Source organism: Segatella copri (genome assembly GCF_019249655.2).
GTDB lineage: Bacteria > Bacteroidota > Bacteroidia > Bacteroidales > Bacteroidaceae > Prevotella.
The window spans coordinates 4,078,836-4,100,859 of record NZ_CP137557.1 but is presented as its reverse complement, the minus strand read 5'-3'; the positions used below and the strand labels follow the sequence as shown (position 1 = coordinate 4,100,859).

At 44.8% G+C, this 22,024-nt stretch carries 11 protein-coding genes; 1 reads left to right on the top strand and 10 read right to left on the bottom strand.

Going from position 1 to position 22,024, the window contains the following annotated elements:
* Positions 1-6: 6 nt before the first annotated feature.
* Positions 7-3,885, bottom strand: a complete 3,879-nt coding sequence (locus KUA49_RS16605) for a response regulator (protein WP_218412709.1) — start codon at positions 3,883-3,885, stop codon at positions 7-9.
* A 160-nt stretch (positions 3,886-4,045) separates the two neighbouring features.
* On the opposite strand from KUA49_RS16605, the gene KUA49_RS16600 reads away from it, so the two are divergent.
* Complete coding sequence (locus tag KUA49_RS16600) at positions 4,046-4,303, top strand: transposase (protein WP_318331639.1); 258 nt, start codon at positions 4,046-4,048, stop codon at positions 4,301-4,303.
* A gap of 46 nt (positions 4,304-4,349) precedes the next feature.
* Here KUA49_RS16600 and KUA49_RS16595 read toward each other — a convergent pair whose 3' ends face one another.
* The 9 genes from KUA49_RS16595 to KUA49_RS16555 all read right to left on the bottom strand — a co-directional run bounded on the left by KUA49_RS16595 (position 4,350) and on the right by KUA49_RS16555 (position 21,819).
* A complete protein-coding gene (locus tag KUA49_RS16595) occupies positions 4,350-6,872 on the bottom strand; it encodes a cellulase family glycosylhydrolase (protein WP_218412708.1) in 2,523 nt (840 codons plus the stop codon).
* A 239-nt stretch (positions 6,873-7,111) separates the two neighbouring features.
* Positions 7,112-8,683, bottom strand: a complete 1,572-nt coding sequence (locus KUA49_RS16590; protein WP_218412707.1) for an ATP-binding protein — start codon at positions 8,681-8,683, stop codon at positions 7,112-7,114.
* Positions 8,684-8,925: 242 nt separating this feature from the next.
* Positions 8,926-11,532, bottom strand: a complete 2,607-nt coding sequence (gene xyl3A / locus KUA49_RS16585) for a xylan 1,4-beta-xylosidase (RefSeq protein WP_218412706.1) — start codon at positions 11,530-11,532, stop codon at positions 8,926-8,928.
* 50 nt (positions 11,533-11,582) lie between these two features.
* Entirely contained in the window at positions 11,583-13,073 is a 1,491-nt protein-coding gene (locus KUA49_RS16580) for a family 43 glycosylhydrolase (RefSeq protein WP_218412705.1), read from the bottom strand.
* A gap of 20 nt (positions 13,074-13,093) precedes the next feature.
* On the bottom strand, positions 13,094-13,798 hold the full coding sequence (locus KUA49_RS16575; RefSeq protein WP_218412704.1) for an acetylxylan esterase: 705 nt from the start codon (positions 13,796-13,798) through the stop codon (positions 13,094-13,096).
* A 30-nt stretch (positions 13,799-13,828) separates the two neighbouring features.
* Positions 13,829-15,154 carry a family 43 glycosylhydrolase gene (locus tag KUA49_RS16570; protein WP_218412703.1) on the bottom strand — a complete coding sequence of 442 codons (1,326 nt, stop codon included), beginning with the start codon at positions 15,152-15,154 and terminating at the stop codon, positions 13,829-13,831.
* A gap of 115 nt (positions 15,155-15,269) precedes the next feature.
* Positions 15,270-17,075 carry a RagB/SusD family nutrient uptake outer membrane protein gene (locus tag KUA49_RS16565; protein ID WP_218412702.1) on the bottom strand — a complete coding sequence of 602 codons (1,806 nt, stop codon included), beginning with the start codon at positions 17,073-17,075 and terminating at the stop codon, positions 15,270-15,272.
* Positions 17,076-17,093: 18 nt separating this feature from the next.
* Positions 17,094-20,195 (bottom strand): TonB-dependent receptor, encoded by a 3,102-nt coding sequence (locus KUA49_RS16560; RefSeq protein ID WP_318331638.1) that lies wholly within the window; start codon positions 20,193-20,195, stop codon positions 17,094-17,096.
* 88 nt (positions 20,196-20,283) lie between these two features.
* Complete coding sequence (locus KUA49_RS16555; RefSeq protein ID WP_318331687.1) at positions 20,284-21,819, bottom strand: ISL3 family transposase; 1,536 nt, start codon at positions 21,817-21,819, stop codon at positions 20,284-20,286.
* Positions 21,820-22,024: the final 205 nt, after the last annotated feature.

Below are 22,024 nucleotides of genomic sequence, written 5' to 3'. Positions count from 1 at the left end.
AATACTTTACTCAGTATATTTTGCCGCATATTCCGTAGGCGACATTCCGAAATATTTCTTAAATGCAGTGGAGAAATGACTATTATTGGCAAATCCCACCATATACGAAACCTGCGTAATGTTGATTTTATGCTCTCTTATCAATCGGGCAGCCTCATTGAGACGGATGTTTCGCAGGAACTCACTAGTAGGAACACCGGTCATCTCCTTCAACTTACGATGCAGCTGAGTACGGCTTACGCCCACCTCATCACACATCTTCTCTACATTGAAGTCAGAATCGCTCAAGTTCTCGTTCACTACCTTCATGATACGCTCCATCAGCTCCTCATCGTAGCCTTTCACCTCTATCTTCTCCACCTTGTCGTCCTGCTTCAGGGCACCACTGAACTTACCCTTCAGGCGACGTACATTGTCGATGAGATTGTCTATCGTGAGATGAAGTTCCTCCAGACTGAATGGTTTTGCCAGATAAGCATCAGCTCCTAGCTTAATACCCTCTAGCCTATCGCTGATTTCCGATTTGGAAGTAAGCATGATTACTGGCACGTGGCTGATATTGGCATTGCCCTTGATATTTCTAAGCAGCGTGATACCATCCATCTCCGGCATCACCACATCGCTTACCACCAAGTCGAAATCACCAGAAAGCAGCTGCTTCAGCGCCTCCTTGCCATTGTTGCAGATTACAAAGCGATACCAGTCGCTCAGTTCCGACTTGAGATAACGGCAGATTTCGATATCATCATCCACTAGCAGGATTTTACTGTTTCTGCTAGCCGCACCTCTCTGCTGTTTCTTTCCATTCACCACGTAGTCTGAATTAATCTGGCTATCCTTAAGATGTTCTTTTCCCAAAGGCAATTCTATGATGAAACAGGCACCGCTCGTTCCGTCCTCTCGGTTGCGTGCTGTCACATCGCCACCATGAAGCCTTACGATGGATCGGCATAGATTCAAGCCGATGCCCGAACCTCCCAGGTGCATATCAGCCGAATTCTTTCCCTGATAGAAGCGTTCAAACAGGGTTTTGGCATCATCGTTCTTTCCCAATCCCTTGCCGCTATCAATCACATACAGGAGCACCTTCTTATCCTGCTTCTCAATGCGGAAGATGATTTCGCCGCCATTAGGCGTATATTTAAAGGCATTAGACAGCAGATTAGCTATCGCCTTATCCAGCTTGTTGCGGTCTATCCATGCATTCACAGGCGTCTCTGGCATCTCCAGCCTGATATTAATACCACGCAGGTTGGCATTATAGGTGAAGAGCGAAACCAAACCCTGCGAAAACTCCACCAGGTTGGTTTCCCTGCACGAGAGGTTCATCTGATGCTTGTCCAGGCGTCTCTTGTCGAGAATCTGATTCACCAGGGTGAGCAGACGCTGTGTGTTTCGGTCGATGGTATCAATATCCGCCTGATATTCCTCAGCATTTCCCAATCGCTCCTTCAGTTTCTTCAGAGGCTCCATAATCAGCGTCAGCGGCGAACGGATATCGTGGGTGGCATTGATGAGGAACTGCATCTTAGCCTCTTCCAGATCTCTCTTCTTCTTGCGCAGATAAACAATGATAGCGGCAGCCGTGAGGCCGAGAATCAGGAAGAGATAGAGGAGCTTCGCCCAAACGGTAAGGAACCAAGGTGCCAGCACATCCAGGTTGATCACCTTTTTATATGTGGAGTACTTGCCGTTGCAATAGGTACGCACTTCTATACGATAATGTCCATACGACAAACCTGTGAAGTTGAAGCTATTGTCTCCAGCCGCATTGCTGATCCATTTGCCCCCGTTGATGCGATACTGAAACACGATGTTACCCACGCTCTGATAATCAAGCTGGGAGAAGCTGAGCACTATCGACTTGAAATCAGACGGAACACTCAGATTATCTCCAATAAACGGAGCCATCTTTCCATCAAGCAACACACCCGACAGATAAATGGCGGACGTTTTCTCATTATAATCCTTTACCTGAGAAGGCCTAAAATAAGTCAAACCTTCGGAGTTACCATAACAGATAACCCCATCCGATGTAGAACCTACTACTCCAGCCAGATATTCCTTGGTCAAGAGTCCGTTTCCCTTTTCAAAAGAGAAAAACGACTTAGCTTTACTATCATAACACCAGATACCCTGCGCAGTACTCATCCATAGGTTTCCCTTGACATCCTTCTTCAGCGAATAAATTCTCAATCCGCTAATACTCTCGGAATGAGGCCAAGGAGTAGTCTGCTGTTTTTTTCTGTCATAGAGATAAAGCCCCATCTCTGTGGCAATAGCAATCTTACCATCCGACAGTTCTAATGTAGAATAGCACGATTTACCCTCCAACAAAGGCCGAGAAAGAATGATGTCAAAATATCCGGTTTTGGTATCCATGCACGACACACCATTGGCTGTTGCACACCAGAGCCATCCCCGGGAATCTAACCTGATCTCCGATATCCAGTTATTGCAAATGGTTTTGTGTGGACGCTTATCATCCATCAGATATTGCGTCATCTTGCCACTCTTCCTATTCCATACATAAAGTCCGTTGCCCTGGCTCGTAAAATAAATATTACCAGCAGCATCTACCTGCATATAATCTAGAGAAAGTCCATTGGCAGGCAGCAACAACCGGTAAGTCTGATGCTTCCAATCATACTCATAAATGCCATCACGGCCATATACATAAACATTCTTCCGAAAATCCGAGTACACTTTGATTGGTCCTGCAGGACTTTGTAGTAGCTTGGTATTGCCCGTCTTCTCATCCAAGAGATACAACCCATGATTTTTGACCACAAAAAGCATCAATCCGTCAGCAACTCCCACTACAGACGAAATGGTTTCCATACCAGCCCCCAATTCATCCAAAGAAACCGGATGGAACACATTCTTATCATTATTCGACAAGAAAAGTCCTTTCATATAGCATCCATACCACTGATTACCATCTCTATCTATCAGCAAATCGCTGATATGCGCATTATCAAAGATAAACGATTGATTATTCAACTCCACCCGATAAGCCTTTCTGCTTCCATGCGGTATCTTGAAAGTTCCATCTCCCGAAGTACCCAACCATAAATTGCCATACTTATCCAAGGTAACTGCGCTGATATATCCTGCCCCCTGATGAGCTGAAAAATCGAAATCGTAGCGTGAGAAGCGATGCGATGCATAATCATAGCGCATAATGCCGCCAACATGCGCCACAAAGAAGCCCTTCTTGTCTGCGGCATATAATTTACAAACACTAAACAGACCTTTAGGTTCATATACACTTACCAGTTTGATAGACTTGCCATTGTATTTATATTTTCTCAACACCTTTGTATGATTAGCCTGCCACAGATATCCCTCATCATCGAAGAACAGCATAGCAAAGAAATCATCCACTGAATTTGCAGATTTCCTTGAAAGGCGAGTAACTTTACCTGTAGTCATATCCAACCTATAGGCACCATACCCGGCTGTACCTATCAGGAGATTATGCTTTCCATCCTCAATAAGAGAACTTACTCTTATCTTCTCATCTTTCTTTTCCAATACGATATGCTGGAAACTATTGGTAAGATAAGAATATTTATAGAGTCCACGATTTGTTGCCACAAAGAGGAACTCTTTGCTGTAAGGATAGAGTTTTACGATATCATTGTCCTGAATGGTTGTCGTATCGGCTGGATTGCAAAGATAGGTACAGAATTTATAGCCGTCAAAACGATTCAGTCCAAAATTGGTACCCACCCAAATGAAACCATACTTATCCTGTATGATACATCGAATCAAGCTACTCGACATGTCGTTGGATGTATAAAGTCGTCCTGAGTTGGCATAAGAAAAGCATGTCAGCATCTGTACGAAGCAAAAGATTGAAAAGAGCATAAAACGTTTCATTGGTTTATGATTGTATATATAATTGTTATTTACATGAATTATTTATCCTGCAAAGTTATATTTTTTCTGTCAGAATAAAGAATAAAAACCTAAGAATTAGCTTTCTTTATCAGCGTATTTACAAAAAAGTCATTTGAGATTAAGTTTTATGATACGATAAATGGCAGAGTTGCCTCACCTTTTGCATTGTATGCTGGCGTATTATGTTTATTATTTCTTGGTCAGTTGCTATGACACATTAAAAAATCGGCAAAGTATCTATTGGATTCAACATCCACCTTATTCTCCGGAACTTAATCCTGCCGAGATTCTTTGGCGTATACTTAAGGGTAAATGGATAAGACCGGTAGATTACGAGACTACGGAATTGTTATTTGTTGCTGCAAAGGTAAGCAAAAATGAGACTTCTCGGTTTTAGTGCCGAGAAGTCTCATTGATGTATCATGGAAGTCTCACTTAATATTCTATCTCAAAACCACCTTCTTGCCATTATGGATATAGATACCCTTGGTTGGGTGTTCTACCCGCTGACCCTGAAGCGTGTACCAGCCGGAGTTCTCTTTGGTCTCCTGACCGCTGATATTCTCAGCACTCTCAACCTGCCCGATGCCCGTAGTGCCATCGTTCCAACCACCATCGATGCTTCTTGAACGGGAAGCACTGGTCATGGAAATCTTCAAATGACCTACCACTACCTCAAGCCATGAACCACTGCCACCCCAGCTGTTTGCCACAGGAGTGAAGCGGAAGTGATAGTAACCCGTGCGGGAAGCGGTGAATCGTACCTGACCACTATTGCTGCCATAAGTATTTGCACCGGTGTTCTTGTTCACATTCTTGGTACACTGGATAATCTGAGAACCAAGCACGTTGTTGCTCTCGTCGAGAACCTCACACTTCAGATAAGGAGACCCCGACCACGCCACGGCATTATAAGAGAATACATAGCTGCCCTGCTTCAACGAGAAGCCATAGCCCCAAGTAGAACCAAACTCAGCGTAGCCTGCCTTGCTGGCATCGCTCTGACGGATGTAAAGACCCGTAGAAAAATCACCACCGGCAAACTGGAAGATGCGTGGACCGCTGCCAGCTGCACCAGCCGCTTTCTGCTCTCCAGCATCAACAATCTTCCATCCGGCAGGAACCTGTCCCACGGCATTCAGTGCCAGCGGATTTCCCTTGAAGTAAAGAGCCACATTGCCTACCAGAGCCTCAACCCAGGCACCACCTGTGCCCTTGGCATCTGCCACAGGGGTGAAACGTACACGGTAATTGCCCTTAATCATGGAATAGAACGAGAGAGAAACCCTGGTGGTACCCGAGAGATAAGCACCCGCCTTGCCATTCGCATTGCCATTTGCCTTGACGATGGTAGAAGCAAGAACAGCATTCTGAGGGTCGAACACCTCTACCTTCATATATGGAGCACCCTTCCAGGCAGCCACATTGCAGCTCAGCTCATACTCGCCATATACCAGAGGCAGGGTATAACCGTTGGTATTACCATATTCCATATAGCCAGCCTTATCGGCAGAAATACTTCTCACATAGAAAGCATTCTTGAAATCACCTGAGAAGTTCATGATGCGTGGACCGCTCGACTTATTGCCGGCATAAACCTGGCTACCGTTGTCTGCCACCGTCCAGCCCGAAGGAACGAATCCGCTGCCATCGCCCCACGACTTGATGATGTTCTCGCCCTGGGTATTGCCAGAAGTTGAGGAACCGGTAGAAGGCTGAGTATTCTGGTTAGAAGAAGACGTACCAGCAGACTTATGAGCATAGTCTTTCTTGGAATACTCATAATACCAGTAGAAGCAGGTCTGACCGCAAGCCTCCGGATTAGCCTCCAATCCAGCCTTGATTTGACCAGTTTTCAGGAAGTTGTCAATATCAAGATAATCATCAGTACTGGTCAGCGTCATGCTGATGTTTCCGAAATGATCCATCACCTTCTTCCAGGCATTACCCCATTTGCTGGTAGTGGCAGTTCCCCATGAACCCAGGTTGCTGGCCACCCACTGTCCAAACTCATTATACTTACCTGCACCAGGCCTCTCCGGACTCCAGTCTATCTCAGAAACAAGAATCGGTTTATTCTTTACCACAGGCACCTGCTTCTGGAAATTATAGATGAAAGCATTGGAATCATAGTTCTTATCACTTGCACCATACCATCCTGGATACACATGAACGGCATAGCCGAAGTTGCTGTCGGAAACAGGATAAGAGGCATAATTCTCATACTGGCTCTGGTAGCCCGTGCCAGGAATCCAGATAATACCCTTGAATCCATTCTTGCGAATCACATCAACCACTGGCTGGAAATAATCTCGCATGGCTGTGGCAGAACTCTGACCATACCTATTATATATATGAACAGGCTCGTTGGCAAGTTCCAGGGATACGATGCCAGAATTATTCTTCACCCAACTGCTGCTGGAAACGATGTTCCACACCGTTTTAAGATAATTCTGATAAGCATCGCCTACCTTCAAATCCTTAGGACATACGCCTGGAGGACGAATCACTACATACAAGCCATGATTGATGGCCTTCTGCGCAATAGGCAGATAAAGGGCATCAAGATACTTCTGCAAACGGGTAGCACTGAAACGCGATATATTAGCCTCTCCAGTATCAGAACCCGTTGACTTCTTGTTGGGATCATTGGTCCAGCCTGGTTCGAGATGAAGACGGAAGATATTACAATAAGTGCCTTTAGCAGGATTTTGGAGTGCTCCGAAAATCTTGTCGTAATAGCTAATGCATGGCTGAATATTGTTATCAGTACAAGTATTACCCCAACGGTATTTGTTGAAGTAAGGACTCGGTGTATCCATCACACCATGCAAAACCACTTTGTTGCCATAGGCATCATTCAACTGATTGCCATTCACATGAAGCGGCGAAACCACTCCAAACTGGGCGAACAGACATGACGGTAGCAACGCAGCCGCCAATATCGCCAAAAATCTCTTTTTCATTTGTTTTTAGGTTGAAATATAAAAGTTTAAAATTGTTATGATACCGATGATTTTCACCGGCTTTTGTTATTTAAGTTGTTAAAACACCGCAAAAGTAGCGATTTATTCGATTCATAACTTTATTTCATGTAACAAATGCTTTGTGATGGCTATCATGTCGAATAATTATCTAAAAGTGTCTGTTTTATAACACAGAAAAAGATGCCCTCGCATCTTTTGCTAGGACATCTTTTCTGTTGCTACTCCCCAAACTTCCACCAATCCAATACGATCGTCTTATCTTCATCAATCATAAAGTTCATACCAATCTTTTCCACGGTTTTGCCTCTTAGGGCAAAAGCATCAGCGTAATGCTTGTTGTTGATTTGGTCAAGAGCCTCTTGTGCCGACTTATTAAATTTCAGTTCTATCACATAGATGGTATCCTTTGTTTCCATCGTAATGTTTGTTCTTCCCCGGAAAGTATGCTGTTCCACCAATATTCGGAAATTCGTAAGCAGGGCAAAGATGATATACATTGTCTGCTGATAATGCCCCTCATAATCGGTATTATCGCAATAAGGTACCGTCTCCCAGAACGTTTTCAATAGCTGAAGAGCACCATCCATGTTACCCTTATTGATAAGAGCCGACATCTTGGCCACGGTCGTATTGCACATTGCAGACTTTGCCGCCAAATAATGCGGCAACATACTGCGATACAAACCTATCCTCACCTCTTTGTTAGGCAGAGCCAAGGTATAGAGTTCCGTTTCCGGATCATAATTCTTGATAGTAATATAACCACTCTGATAAAGCAAAGGCATGATAGTAGTCATCGTCTCAGTGGCTGCATCGAAATCATCCTTTGATGCATCCATCTGTTCACCCAGGTCAATCGGTGTAAAGTCATATTTCCGCATCATATTAAGGAGATAAGTAGGAGTGCCTGAGCCAAACCAATAGGAATCAACCTTTCGCTTTGAAAAGCAAGTGAGCAAGCTGTATGGATTGAATATGTCAGAAGAAGGCCAAGCGAAATGATAGCCATCATAATTTTCCTTCAACTTTTCCAAAGTTTTATCATACGACAAGCCCAACACATCTGCCATCTGCTGAATATCTTCATGCATTTCTGTCACAAGTTCCTCCTTGGTAATGCCGCAAATGCCAGCATATTCTGTATCCATACTCACATTAGTAATATTATTGAGTTCACTGAATATACTAAGTTGCGAGAACTTGGTGATGCCTGTCAAGAAGACGAAACGCAGCATACGGTCGCTATCCTTTAGGGGACTATAGAAATTGCGCATCACCTCTCTCAATATATCCAAGCTAGTATCTTCATGCACCACATCAAGCAAAGGAGCATCGTATTCATCGATGAGCACAACGACCTTCTGCCCAGTCTGTTCATATACTGTTTCTATTAAATTAAGCATACGGACATTCGGGTCTGGAGAATCCTTTATAACTCCAAACTTTTTCTCATTTTTCTCTAATATATACAAGAGATAGCGCACTAATTGGTCTTTCTCCATGTGCTTTCCACCTGCCAAACTAAAATGAAGCACAGGATATTTCGTCCAATCTTTTTCTAGCTTTTCGATGGCAAGCCCCTTAAAGAGTTCCTTCTTTCCCTCGAAGTAACTCTCAAAAGTCGAAACCAAAAGTGATTTGCCAAAACGACGTGGACGACTCAAGAAGAAATACTTTCCACTCGTATGAGTCATACGATAGATGTACTCCGTCTTATCTACATAGAGAAAGTCCTCCTCTCGAATCTCAGAGAAGGTCTGCATGCCTATTGGATATAACTTCGTTGCCATATTATCAACTATTTACTATTAACGTTGGCAAAGATAAGCAAAAATCCCGAAACCGCCAAGCGATTTCGGGATTTATTCAGTATAGAACTGTGTACCCAATACCTTGAAGGGAATTTTATCACTCTATCAACGTCTATTAAAGAGCTTATATGATGTAACAAGTAAGAAGAGGGTGTGTCATGGACTTATGACACACCCTCTTTCCATATTTACTCAGCTCCTTGATGATTTTCTCAAGTTACTTAATATTCAATAGAAACATCCAGTTTCTTCAAATCCTTATCAGCCGAACTGCTGCCGTAATAAACCTCATACTTTCCTGCCTTGGCACGGACGGTATTGGTTGCAGCATCGAAGAGTTCGAAGTTTCTGCTATCCAGCGTAATGACAGCCTCAGCAGTCTTTCCTGCCTTCACCTCCACTCTCTCGAAAGCCTTCAAGCTCTTCAATGGTCCTTCGGTATCGGCAGGATCCTTCACATACACCTGCACCACCTCAGTTCCATCCTTCTTTCCAACATTGCTTACCGGTACCTTCAGCGTAATTTTCTCACCCTTCTTCAAAATAGAGTTGGAAAGTGTAGCATCACCCATACGGAAAGAAGTGTAGCTTAAACCATATCCGAATGGGAAGAGCGCATCGTTCATATAACGATAGGTTCTGCCCTTCATGCTGTAATCCTTGAAATCAGGCAACTGCTCTGAATTCTTATAGAACGTAACAGGCAACTTTCTGGCAGGATTATACTCCCCGAAGAGTACACGAGCTACAGCCTCACCACCTTCCTGACCAGGATACCAGGCCTGGAGAATGGCATCGCAACTCTCTGTCTCTGGAGTCAAGGCGATAGCCGAACCCGAGCAGTTGACAAAGACAACCTTTTTGCCCGCCTCCTTCAAAGCCTTCAGGAAATTGCGCTGAACCTTAGGCAATTCGATGTTGGTGCGGTCACCACCCTTGAAGCCAGAAATCTCGATAGGCATTTCCTCACCTTCCAACTGTGGAGAGATGCCACCTACGAAGACTACAGTCTCGCAATCCTTCAACTGCTTGAGCGAAGCCTGATAGTCGATAGGATTCTCATGCCCGATATTGAACTTCATGTCCGCATTATAGTTAGGCATCTCGTGATAGCGAATCTCTATCTTATACACCTTGCCCTTCTCAGCTTGGAACTCGATACGACTCTCGGTAGTGCGCCAGATGGAATGCTCTGCCTTCTTCTCACCATTCAGATAAACCTCATAGTGACCGCAACCAGCCACGTCGAGCAACACCTTGTCTGTCTGCTTAGGACGGAACACGGTTTCATATTTTGCAGAGAAGCCCACCAGCTTCACATTAGGAGCGAAGGAGTGCTGACCATAGGTCGTTACCTGCACAGGATTCTTCTCCTGGGTGATGACAACAGGCTTGCCTTCCATCTTGCGATTGTTCCAGAAAGTGCCCTTAAAGCCCATCTTGCCATCCATGCTACACTGGTCGAAGTAAGAATTCAAAACTTGGTCGTTCACCAAGTCGCATCCATTAAAGGTGACAACCTGGTTTTTCTTCAAACGACTTCTGATACCATCCAGGATGGTAATTGTCTGTCGTGGAGTACCATTATAGTTTCCCCACATCATCGGTTCGTTATCCACATTCGGTCCGATGAAAGCAATCTTCTTTACTTTTTTATTGAGAGGCAAAACCTCATTCTTGTTTTGGAGCAGCGTCATGGTCTGCAGAGCCATATCGAGCGAGAGCTGGCGATGTGCCTTGCTGCAAAGCACAGATACAGGAATCTTCGACCATGATACGATCTTGTTGTCATCCATCTCGCCCAAATCGAAACGACCTTCGAGCAGACGAATCACATGCTTATCAACTTCATCTTCAGTCAAGGCACCATACTTCACAGCCTCAGGCACAGACTTATATGCATAATTATATCCACACTCCACATCTGTACCAGCCAGCACGCCCTTGGCAGCCGCATTTCTGGCATTACTAGAAACTTTATGGCTGGACCAGAAATCAGTAACAGCGCCACAGTCGGAAACTACCAGGTACTTGAATCCCCACTCATCTCTCAAAATCTGCTGCAGCAATCGGGTGTTACCGCAGCATGGTTCATCATCCCAACGCTGATAGGCACACATCACCTCGCGCACCTTGGCATCCTGCACCAGCGATTTGAAGGCAGGCATATAAGTTTCCCAAAGGTCGCGCGGTGTAACATCGGTAATATTGTCTGTATGGCGAGCCCATTCTGGTCCGCTATGAATTGCATAGTGCTTGGCACAAGCCCAGAGTTTGCGGTATTTCGTATCTTCAGGTCCCTGCAATCCGCGCACCACGGCACATCCCATCCTACTGGTAAGATAAGGATCCTCACCATAGGTTTCCTGTCCACGTCCCCAGCGAGGATCACGGAAGATATTCACGTTTGGAGTCCAGACCGAGAGGGCATGAAAACGGGTTACATCTCCTCCCTTCTGCTGCAGTTCATTCCATTTGGCACGCATCTCATCAGATGTTGCATCAAAGACTCTATACACCATTCTGTCGTTAAACGAAGCTGCCATTCCGATAGGTTCCGGAAAAACGGTTACATCTCCCATGTTCGCCACACCATGCAGTGCTTCGCTCCACCACTGGAATCTCTTGATTCCCAATCGTGGGATAGCCGGCGAATCATCCAGCATCAAAGAGGCTTTCTCTTCCAGTGTGAGTCGTCCACATAAATCTACCGCTCTCTCATGAGCTGAGAGAGCAGGATTCTGATAAGGAAACTGCTGTGCAGAGGCATTGCCGGAGGACATAGTCAGCACAAACATCAAAACTGCGTATATAACTTTCTTGTTCATTGTAATTACTATTAAGCTATTAGTATATTAAATTGGGATTCATCATGAATTTATTGTTGTCTGAAATTCCATTTAGAATTATCGCTGTTGAAATCGAAGGGAGCCAGACCTGGGGTACAGTCGCCGAGTGAAACCAATGCCAGTTTCTCTTCTGTGCCTGGCACTGCCTTAGGCATAATGCGATAGGTACCATCGGTAAGCTGTTCGATGCGCCAAAGCTGGGCATCTTCACCCGTAAACTCAGGTTTGGCAATGACATCATGCTGAGCGGTTGCGGTAAGATAGCGAGAAGTGCCCTCTATGCAGATTTTATAATAAGGACCACCCAGATAACCACCCTTTCCGGCAGGCATGATACTCCACTTCTGATGAGGACGGAACATGTAATCGTTCATTCTCACCTTCACCTCGCCCTTAGGCCATTCTGCCTCTACCTCCTTCAAGGTCTGAGGTTCGATATTCTTCAGAGGCTTGGTCGGCTTGATCCAGAAAGGTTCGATATCCCGCTGCATTCTCACGAAATCTACGGCAATCTCCAGGGCATAGCCTCTTCGTTCCGATTCTATCTCGTAGGTTCCGGCATGAAATTCATCACCAGCCACTGGCCAGTCGTTCTTCCACAACAAAGGACGGATAGCCAATACGCTTCGTCCTCCCTGTCTGAAATCAGACTCATAGTGGAACGACATCTTTTCCACACCTTCTTCCTCAATATAGCGTCCGAAGTGACCGGGACCCGTCTTCAGATTATTGGCAGCAATCACCATCTTTCCACCGCCCTGCAACATCTCTCTGCCCACATTATCTACGTATGGACCGGTTATCTTTCGCGAACGTCCCACCACGATATTGTAGGTAGAATTAGGACCATCGCAACAGGTGCCATGAGTGCCGAGAAGATAATACCAGCCGTTGCGGTAAATCAAATCAGTAGCTTCGCAGTCGATGGCGATATTGACGGGTTCGTTACCTTCCATCCGCTTACCCGTCTTCGGATCGAGTTCTACCAGACGGATAAATCCGAAATAGGTACCATAACTGAGCCAGAGTCTGCCGGTAGTAGGGTCGAGCAACAAGCCCGCATCAATGGCATCACAGTCTTCATCATCCAATGAAGATGCTACCACCACCGGTTCTGAATATTTGAAATCAGGCGATTTCGGATCGAGCGTTTTGTTCCACATCGTCAGGACATCACCGCGATGACTGCCTCCCAATCCACCACCCGTAGCACTGTAGGCTACAAGATAACGGTCGCCAATCTTCAACACATCAGGAGCCGCTCCTCTGCCGGGACGAACTGCACCACCCTGCCAGGTCCAGCCATCCTCCGACCAGATTCCGCCTTCACCCGTTCCAAAGGTATAATACTTTCCATCACACAGGGCAATGGTAGAAGGATCATGAATGAAAGGTTCGCCCACCTGGGCTTCAGCCTCGTAAGCAGAGGAAGACAACAAGGCAACCAAAGCAGCGGCATAAAGTTTCTGCTGAGCAGCAACCGGGCTAAAATATCTGAAAAATATATTGTTCTGTTTCATAACTTTCTTTATTGATTGCACTACTTCACGTGAATAGACAGGTTTCTGACAGGCTTGCCCTGTCCGTCGATGAATCGGACACAGAAGTCACTCATGCCAGGGCCATTGATGACTGCACCACGAAGGATATTTCTACCTTTCTTCAAGGTAAGCTTCTTAGAAACCACATCATCGCGAACCATTCTTCGGTCGCCTTCGAGCATCACCGCCTCCTCACCATTGAGCCACCACATGGAAGCACCATTCGAGCCAACAGACAAGCGGACGTCTTTCATCTCCTCAGGGCAATCGATAATGGTAACCGCCCAGAACAAGACACCATACTTGGACTTCTTAAACGAAGTAGCGAAACGGAAGAGCTTGACATTAAACAGTTTACTATCCAGCGCATGCCATTTCAGTTTTTCCTTGCCCACCTTCACGAAGGCTCCATCCTTAGGAACTGTTTCCATCTGTTTAGAGAAATACTGCGTATGGAATATCTCCTTCAGATAAGAATCTGTAAAAACGACATTGCTCTTAACCGGCACAGAGATTGGCTCCAGAAGCAACCATCTCTGAATAAAGCCAGCCGCATTGGGCACGACGGGCTGCTTGCCGACAGGTCCGAAATAAGGATTAATGTCTACAGGTAATTCCTTATTTTGGGCATCCGCAGAGGAATGCCCAAAAAGGAATACACATAAACAAAACAATCTAACTATTTTATAAAATAAGTTGTACATAGACTATTCATTATTATTGAGGTTCGATAATCAGATAAAGCCCAGCCAGTCTACCTCTACATCGGCTCCACTCTGCAAGGATACATGGAGAGCATGAACGCCCTGAGGAGCATGGAGCACCTGGGCACGGACATTCTTCCAGGCTGCCGACTTCGGAATCTTCACCTTAGCGATGATATTACCCTTCTTGCCATCGGCTCTGACTACGAGCACACCGCCCTTAACCGACTTGGCACGAACGGTGATTTCTTCCACCTTCTCGTTACCGAAATCCACCTTATTATATATAAGAGCTGAATTCGATTTAGAGAAGAGAGTCTTCCATCCGGCGAAACAGTTGTTCTTATCCAGATATTCAATACCAATACCCTTGCCTTGCAGCGCAGAATAACGGTCAATCTGAATATGCGAACGTGCCTTCGTCAATCCCACACCTCTTAGCGTAGGTATCACCTTCTGTATCGTTCCGTCAGGATTGAAGTTCAGAGAGTCGATTCGGACCGAGCGGTTCTTGTCGAACTTAGGCGAATAATCATTATGATGATAGAAGAGATACCACTGTCCCTGATATTCCACGACGCTATGATGATTGGTCCAGCACTTCGTAGGCGACTCATCCATGATGATGCCCTTGAACGTGAAAGGTCCCATCGGATGGTCAGCCATGGCATAAGCCAGTGTTTCTGTTCCATTCTTTTCACGTACCCATGGGAAGGTGAAATAATACTTGCCGTTACGCTCGAAGGCAAACGGTCCTTCCTTGAAACCATCTGGCAATCCCTCCACAGCCTGCGGCTCAGAGGCGAGCTCCATCATATTGGGTTTCAACTTAGCCATGTGCAGCCCCATGCCAGCCCAATAGATATAAGCCTGTCCGTCCTTATCTATCAACACACAAGGATCTATGCCGTGCACACCCTCTATAGGTTTCCACATCGGCATAAATGGTCCTTCCGGATGGTCGGCAACCGCCACACCTATTCCGAATCCCTTCTCCTCCCCTTTCGGAGCGGCAGGGAAATAGAAATAATATTTCCCGTCTTTCTCTACACAGTCAGGAGCCCACATCGTATAACTGCCGTCCTGTACCCAAGGTACTTTGTCCTGCGAAACGATGACTCCATGATCCTGCCACTCCGTAAGATTAGTGGAAGAGAAAACGTGATAATCTGCCATGCAGAACCATTCCTTCAGTTTCTCGATAGGACTCGGAATATCATGAGAAGGATAAAGATATACCTTCCCATTGAATACGCGAGCCGTAGGATCAGCAGAATACTGTCCGCTGATAATCGGGTTCTGAGCCGAAGCTCCTGTCGATAACGCCAGCATCAAGGCACACATCCATGTTTTCATACGCAAATTCCTTTAAAGAAGAAAAAGGGGGTGCTTCTTTTCAAAACACCCCCTAATTATCAAACTAATCTATAGTTCTTTAAACTTAAAACGTTTTATTTACAAAACAACTTCATTATTTCCAACCAGGATTCTGAACCAGGTTAGGGTTCATGTTCTTCACTGTTTGTGGATAAGGGAAGTAATCATGTTTTCCCTCTTGGTAACCAACAGTGAAACCAGCATCCTTTGCTGCATGAGAAGAAACTGTATAGAAGCGGCTATTTGCCTCTGTACCATGCTCCCAGTGCAACTTCTCGTCAGAAGCCTGAGGTGCGCGGAACAACTTGTCAAAGAGGTGAGGTACATCACTACCTGCATTCTTGAGACGCTCGATAGCCTTTGCATCCTTCCATCTCATGATATCAAACCAACGACAACCCTCCATCCATAACTCGTATGACTTTTCCTTTTTCAGTACATCCATATCTACAGTACTACTGATTGTCTTTGAGCCAGCACGTTCCTGTATCATATTGATATACTTCTTAGCCTCTGCATTGTCACCTGTCTGAAGGCAAGCCTCAGCATAGTTCAATAGCACTTCCGCATAACGCATCACGAGATAGTTATTCAAGCGGATGTTGGCACCATATTTCTTGCCTTGAGTATCTGCTGCACGCATTACAGTCTTGAATGCCAACCATGTAGAGTTACCATAGAGTCCCTGTACCACATCCTTGATACCAATAGCATGAGCTGTATCCTTCTGCGCCTGCGTCATCGCATTTATTTTAGCATCAGCATACTCCATGTTGTATACAGCATCATCAATATGCTTCAACGTAGCCTTGAAACGATAAGAGTCACCATCATTCTCATGGAACTCATCTCCAAACCACTGAGGCACACCTAAGCCACCCCAACCATCAATACCGCTATAAACAGACTGTGGAGACTTCACGAAGTTACCTGCACGCCAGTTCATGGCATTGGATTCCATCCAAGAAGAACGCTGAATCATACCGCTCCAAGCGCCTTTACCTGCATTATACTCAAAGTTGATTTCGAAGACCTTCTCCTCGTCACCATCACCCTCAATGTGGAAGTTGTCCATGTACTTGTCTCCAGGAACAAGGGCATACTTGCCAGAGTCAATAACCTTCTTGAGAGCGGTCTTTGCCTGATCATACTTGCCTGCAAAGAGATAAGCTTTGCCTGCTAAAGCATTAGCGAAGCCCTTGGTTACCTTTACAGCTCCATCCTTGTCTTCCTTGCTCTTGCGCTCATCGAGATCGGCCGCAGCTGCCTCACATTCAGAAGCAACCCACTCTATCAACTGTTCGTGGGTCTTAGGATTCTCAGGATCCTTATCGCTGTTGTATGGAAGCGCATCAGCTGTCAACTTCTTTAAGACGAATGGAGGAGTGCCCCAGAAGTTTGCCAACAAGAAGTAGTCGTAAGCACGAAGCACACGAGCCTCAGCCACACAACGCTTCTTGACTGGTGTATCTGGATTAGCAAAATTGTTAATGACCAAGTTGCAAGTATATACAGAAGAATAGAGGCCTGAGTACATCAACTTTGGAACCAAGGCATCAGTATCATAGCGGAACTCATTGAGGCAACCAGCGTCCTCATGGTCTCCATAGTTACCACTGGCATAGTAAACATCATCACCACACATGTTCAAAATCAACTTGTGAGGAGTATAGATACCCAAACTTCCCTGGATGTCTGGCTGACGTCCTACTACATTACACATAAAGCCTTCGTATGCTGCCACCAAAGCAGCCTCTGCATCGGCATCAGTCTTATAGAACTGTTCCTCATAAGTAGTACCCTTCTGCTCAATATCGAGCTGACTCTCACAGGAAGTAAAGGATACTGTTCCTGTCAACGCAAGGGCTAATATACTAGAATATAATAAATACTTTTTCATTGCTGTATCATTTAATAATTAGAATGTTACATTGATACCAAATACCATCTTCTTAGAAGTAGGATAAGTACCATTATCAAAACCACGAGACTGAGCGCTGTTCATAGAAGCTGTCTCCGGATCGGCTCCAGGATACTTGGTGATTGTGAAGAAGTCATCCAATGAGCAGTATACGCGCACACCATTCAGGCCAATCTTGCTCGTAATGAGACGTGGCAATGTGTAACCCAACTGAATCTGCTTGATCTTGAAATAAGAACCGCTGAAGACTGCTGCGCTAGAACTGAAGAATGTCCAGTCTGTTGCCACCTTCTTCATATCAGGATACTTTGCGCCAGTATTGCCCTCTGTCCAAGAATTTTTCCAATATTCATCGATACCATTCAAGAGTGGTCGGTCGGCAGATACCATCAAGTTATAAATCTTGTTGCCGGCTGCACCTGTACCAAAGACGGTCAAGTCGAAGCCCTTGTACTCTGCATTGAGGGTGATACCATAAGTAAACTTAGGAATACCTACACCCAAATCCTGCTTATCATTATCTGTAGGCGCATTGGTGGTATTACCATCCTTGTCATAATACAACGCACTTCCATCCTCAGCTACACCTGCATACTTGTAACCACGGAAGTACCAGATAGAGTGCCCCACCTCGAATGTTGGCTTCAAACGGCTGTTGAAGCCATCGATACCTATACCCTCGATACGGCTGATGTTTGAAGAAAGATCCTTTACCTCATTCTTCAAGGTAGAACCGTTGACTGAAACAGAGTACTTGAAATCACGGATATGATCTCTCCAACCCAACTCGAAGTCTAAACCTGTGTTAAGCACCTTACCAGAGTTGACGATATACTTGCTTACACCAATTTCCGGAAGAAGATTTATCTCTACCAAGAGGTCCTTGGTGTTCTTGCGATACCAGTCGAGAGAGAATGTCAAACGATCGTTCAAGAAACGGGCATCAAGACCCAAGTCTACCTGTTCTGAAGTCTCCCAAGTCAAATCTGGGTTAGCAAGACCAGTTGGCTTAGAACCATAAGACAACTTACCATCACCGCTAGATGGATTGTACTGATAGAAGCTCTGGTTCATGGCAATAGGAGAAGTATACGGGTAGTTGCTCAATACATTGACGTTACCATTCTTACCCCAAGATCCACGAAGCTTCAAGAAGGAAACAGCATCACGGCTGATATGGTCTTTAAAGAACTTTTCGTTACTAATGCTCCAACCGGCAGAAACAGAAGGGAAGTTACCCCATCTAGCATCTTTTGAAAGCTTGGAAGAATCAAATGCATCACGACGGAAGTTGAACTGCAAGAAATAACGGTTGTCGTAGCTATAAGACAAACGACCGAAGTATGAAAGTTCTGTAGCGTCGTTAGGAGCATTGCCTACGCTCTTTGTAGCATCAGCGAGCAAATAGTCGATGTAACGATAGTTAGGAGCATAGTTTGAAAGAATATTCGTACCCTCAGATCCTATGGAAGCGTTGTCCCAATGGTTCTTGGTGAACGACATACCCACCATGGCTCCTACAGTATGCTTGCCAAATGTATTCAAATAGTTTGCAAAGTTCTCCCACTGATAGTAAAGACCATTGTTGGTACGAGCCTCAATCTTGTACTGTGTGGAGTTGGAGAGTGTATTGATGAAATATGGCTGCTCATAGTTGTGGTAGTTGCTCTGCGTGATGCGGTAACCCAAACGAGATGTATAGGTAAAGCCCTTGAACGGCTTGAGGTTGGCAGCAACGGTACCACGTACATTGATACCCTGGTTGTAGGAGCCCACGCGGTCGCGCTGTGCCAATGGGTTACCAGTAGCATCCTCTGCATAGTGGGATGTACCATAGAAATCATTATTATGGTCAGCATCTCTCATCAAAGGGGCGCCATTCAGATAAGCGTTATAAATATTGGTTGGCAACTTAGCAGGGTCGCTTACGTAGCAAGGTGTCAATGGATCTACAGAAACAACAGAATTCAACACAGAACCATAACCTTTGTTCACACCCTTGGTCTTCCACTTCTCGAAAGAGGTGTTTGTCGAAATGTTCAACCACTTATATACATCGTAGTCTGCATTAATCTGACCTGTAAAACGCTTGTAAACATCCTTATCTCCCTTGACGATACCATTATTATTGAGGATATTCAAGTTGGCAAGGAAACGACCCTTACCATTGCTAGCCTGGATGGTAAGGCTGTGCTGATGAGCCAAACTATGTTCAAAAGCCTCATCATACCAGTCGGTGTTCTCTCCATTATATCCCTCAGTCTTCAACTTATCATCCGTCAAGTCGCCCAAGTACTTATGGTATGAAATATACTCTGGAGCATCGAAGAGCTTAGCCTTTCTACCAATAGACTGGATGGTAAACTTGCTGCTATAAGAAATCTCAGCCTTACCGCCATTGGCAGCACCCGTCTTGGTTGTGATGATAACGACACCATTACCTGCCTGCGCACCATAGATGGCAGCAGAAGCGGCATCCTTCAATACCTCTATGCTCTGAATCATAGATGGATCAAGATACTGGATGTTATCCACCTTCAGACCATCGACGATGAGCAACGGACTGATATTTCCACTATTGGAAGAATAACCACGCACACGGATATCGGCAGCCTCACCCGGACCACCCGAGTTGATAATCTGTACACCGGCAGCCTTACCCTGGAGGGCAGCACCGGCATCGGTAGCTGACAAGCCCTTGATGTCATCGCTCTTGATAGATGCAACTGCACCTGTCAGGTCGCTCTTCTTCTGAACGCCATAACCGATGACAACGACATCATTCAGAACTTTAGCATCATCCTTCAAGGTAATGGTAAGCGTTTTACCAGCCTGAGCTTTCACGGTCTTAGGCTCCATACCCACATAAGTAATAGTCAATGTTGCATCAGGTGCAGCATCAATGCTAAACTTACCATCCAAATCAGTAATCACACCCAGCTTGCTGCCTGCAGCTTTCACTGTAGCACCAATGACAGGTTCACCACTTGGATCTGTAACTACTCCTTTTACAATACTCTGAGCCGACATTCCAGCAGGGAATAAACAGAGAAAGGATAGCAATGCTAACGGCTTTTCAATCTTTCTTAAGTTCCTCATAAGAGAATAGATTAAAATTGTTATTTTATTAGTTCATGATTGTACGTGTTCAGTAAAAACTTACGGTTCTTCTCAAATTTTGGTACATTTATGTATCTAAGTTTGAGGAGACCTTTATCTGCAAAAGAGAAATCGATGCTCTTCCACCCATAATTCGCTTTGCGGTCTTTATCTTGTTGACCGAACCTTCAAGGATTCCATTGTTCAATTTGCTAGCAATAGAATTATTGATGGCGGAATAGTCCTTAATCAGTCCTTTGGCAAACTTTTCCATTTTCTCATTACCACATCCTATGACCATGTTAATCCATTTGTACAAGTTCATTTTGACCTCTCCGCTCAAAATGCCTTGAAATGTTGTTATATAATAGGCTAAATCGGTAATATGCAAGTCCTGCAGAAACAATCTGACTGTATCAGTCTTGGTTTTCCAGTTGAAGTGAACTATTGAATTCCAAAGGTCATACTCTTCGCTCCTGATAGTTGCCTTTGCAAGAAATGCCTTGTAGGCATCATCGTATGCCTTCCAGTCTTCCTTCCATTTTTCTCTCAGTAGAAAAAGAAGTCTTTTCAGTATTTCTTTCTTCTCTGTAGAATGTAACCCCTTGGTAACCACAGAGTAATCCAATGACTTTTTACAGAGAATCCTGTTTGTAATAGATTCTATGGCTTTGTAAGCCCTTAGTTGCGTTGGGTTGAGCAAGTCCTCATATTTGGTGTTCCTTAGCTTTCCCATCTTAAATCCATCAAACCCTGTTTTGTCATGGATTTCACTCAAAGTCAGTCCTTGCCTTGCATAAAGATCCATGAAAGTGTTCCATTCAGCCATTTTCTTGATTCTTCTTGTATCCTTGCACATCGATTCCAAGACTGCATATATGCTGGTATAAAGCCAACCTCTACTTATTTGTGGCTTAATGGGACCAACTAGACCTTGAGTCAGCAACTCCATTCTCTTATGCAAAAACTCCTGCAGAATCTTTGGAAAGACTGCGCTCGTCAAGTCTTCAATGACATGGAATTTGTCTGTGATAGCATGTGCTGATGGGGCTCCTTGCTTGATAGCCTTAATGAAGCATCGTCCCCTATCACGAGTGATAGTATCGACTTTCTTGTATTGTTTCAAGACATTTGCCACAATCGAAGAATCTCTAGAGTCTATCAGTTCCAAAATCTCGCCTGTGTCATGGTCTACGATAACACTGCCATAGGTATGTCCCTTTCTCTTGGCAAAGTCATCTATGCCTATATTCCTGGCAGTCCTGTCTGGAAGTCTTTGGATCTTTTTCAAATGATTTATGCAAGTATTTGGACAGCAGGTGATTCCCATCTTTCTCATGACCTTGGAGGTCGACACAGATGACATATGTATATGAAGCTGGTTCATCAACTCTATGCATCTTACACTGAATCTTGCATATTTGTTTAGCCACTTCGTCTGTTGCTCTACAAATATATGTTTATCAGACTGGCAGTAAAAACGGCGCATGTAAAGGGTGAGAACAAACCGTTTACACCCTAAAGGACACATCGTGACCGTTCTCTTTTGCCAGCCACGGGTATGAGTGGTTTTCTGGCCACAACGGTCGCAGAAGGCATGGGTAGCCGTACTCACGAGAACCATTTTGAGTTCCGTGGAAGAGAAGTCACAACTTGTGATAAAAAAGCCATCTATGGCAGGAAAAATGTCCATAAGAAGTTTTTCTCCGGCCATAGAAGCATTTATATCGGATTTTATTTGGTTGTTCCTTATCTTTTTTATAATTTTGCATCTGTTAGCGATTGTATCCATTGTAAGTCATATTTTATGATCACTTTAAACTTACATA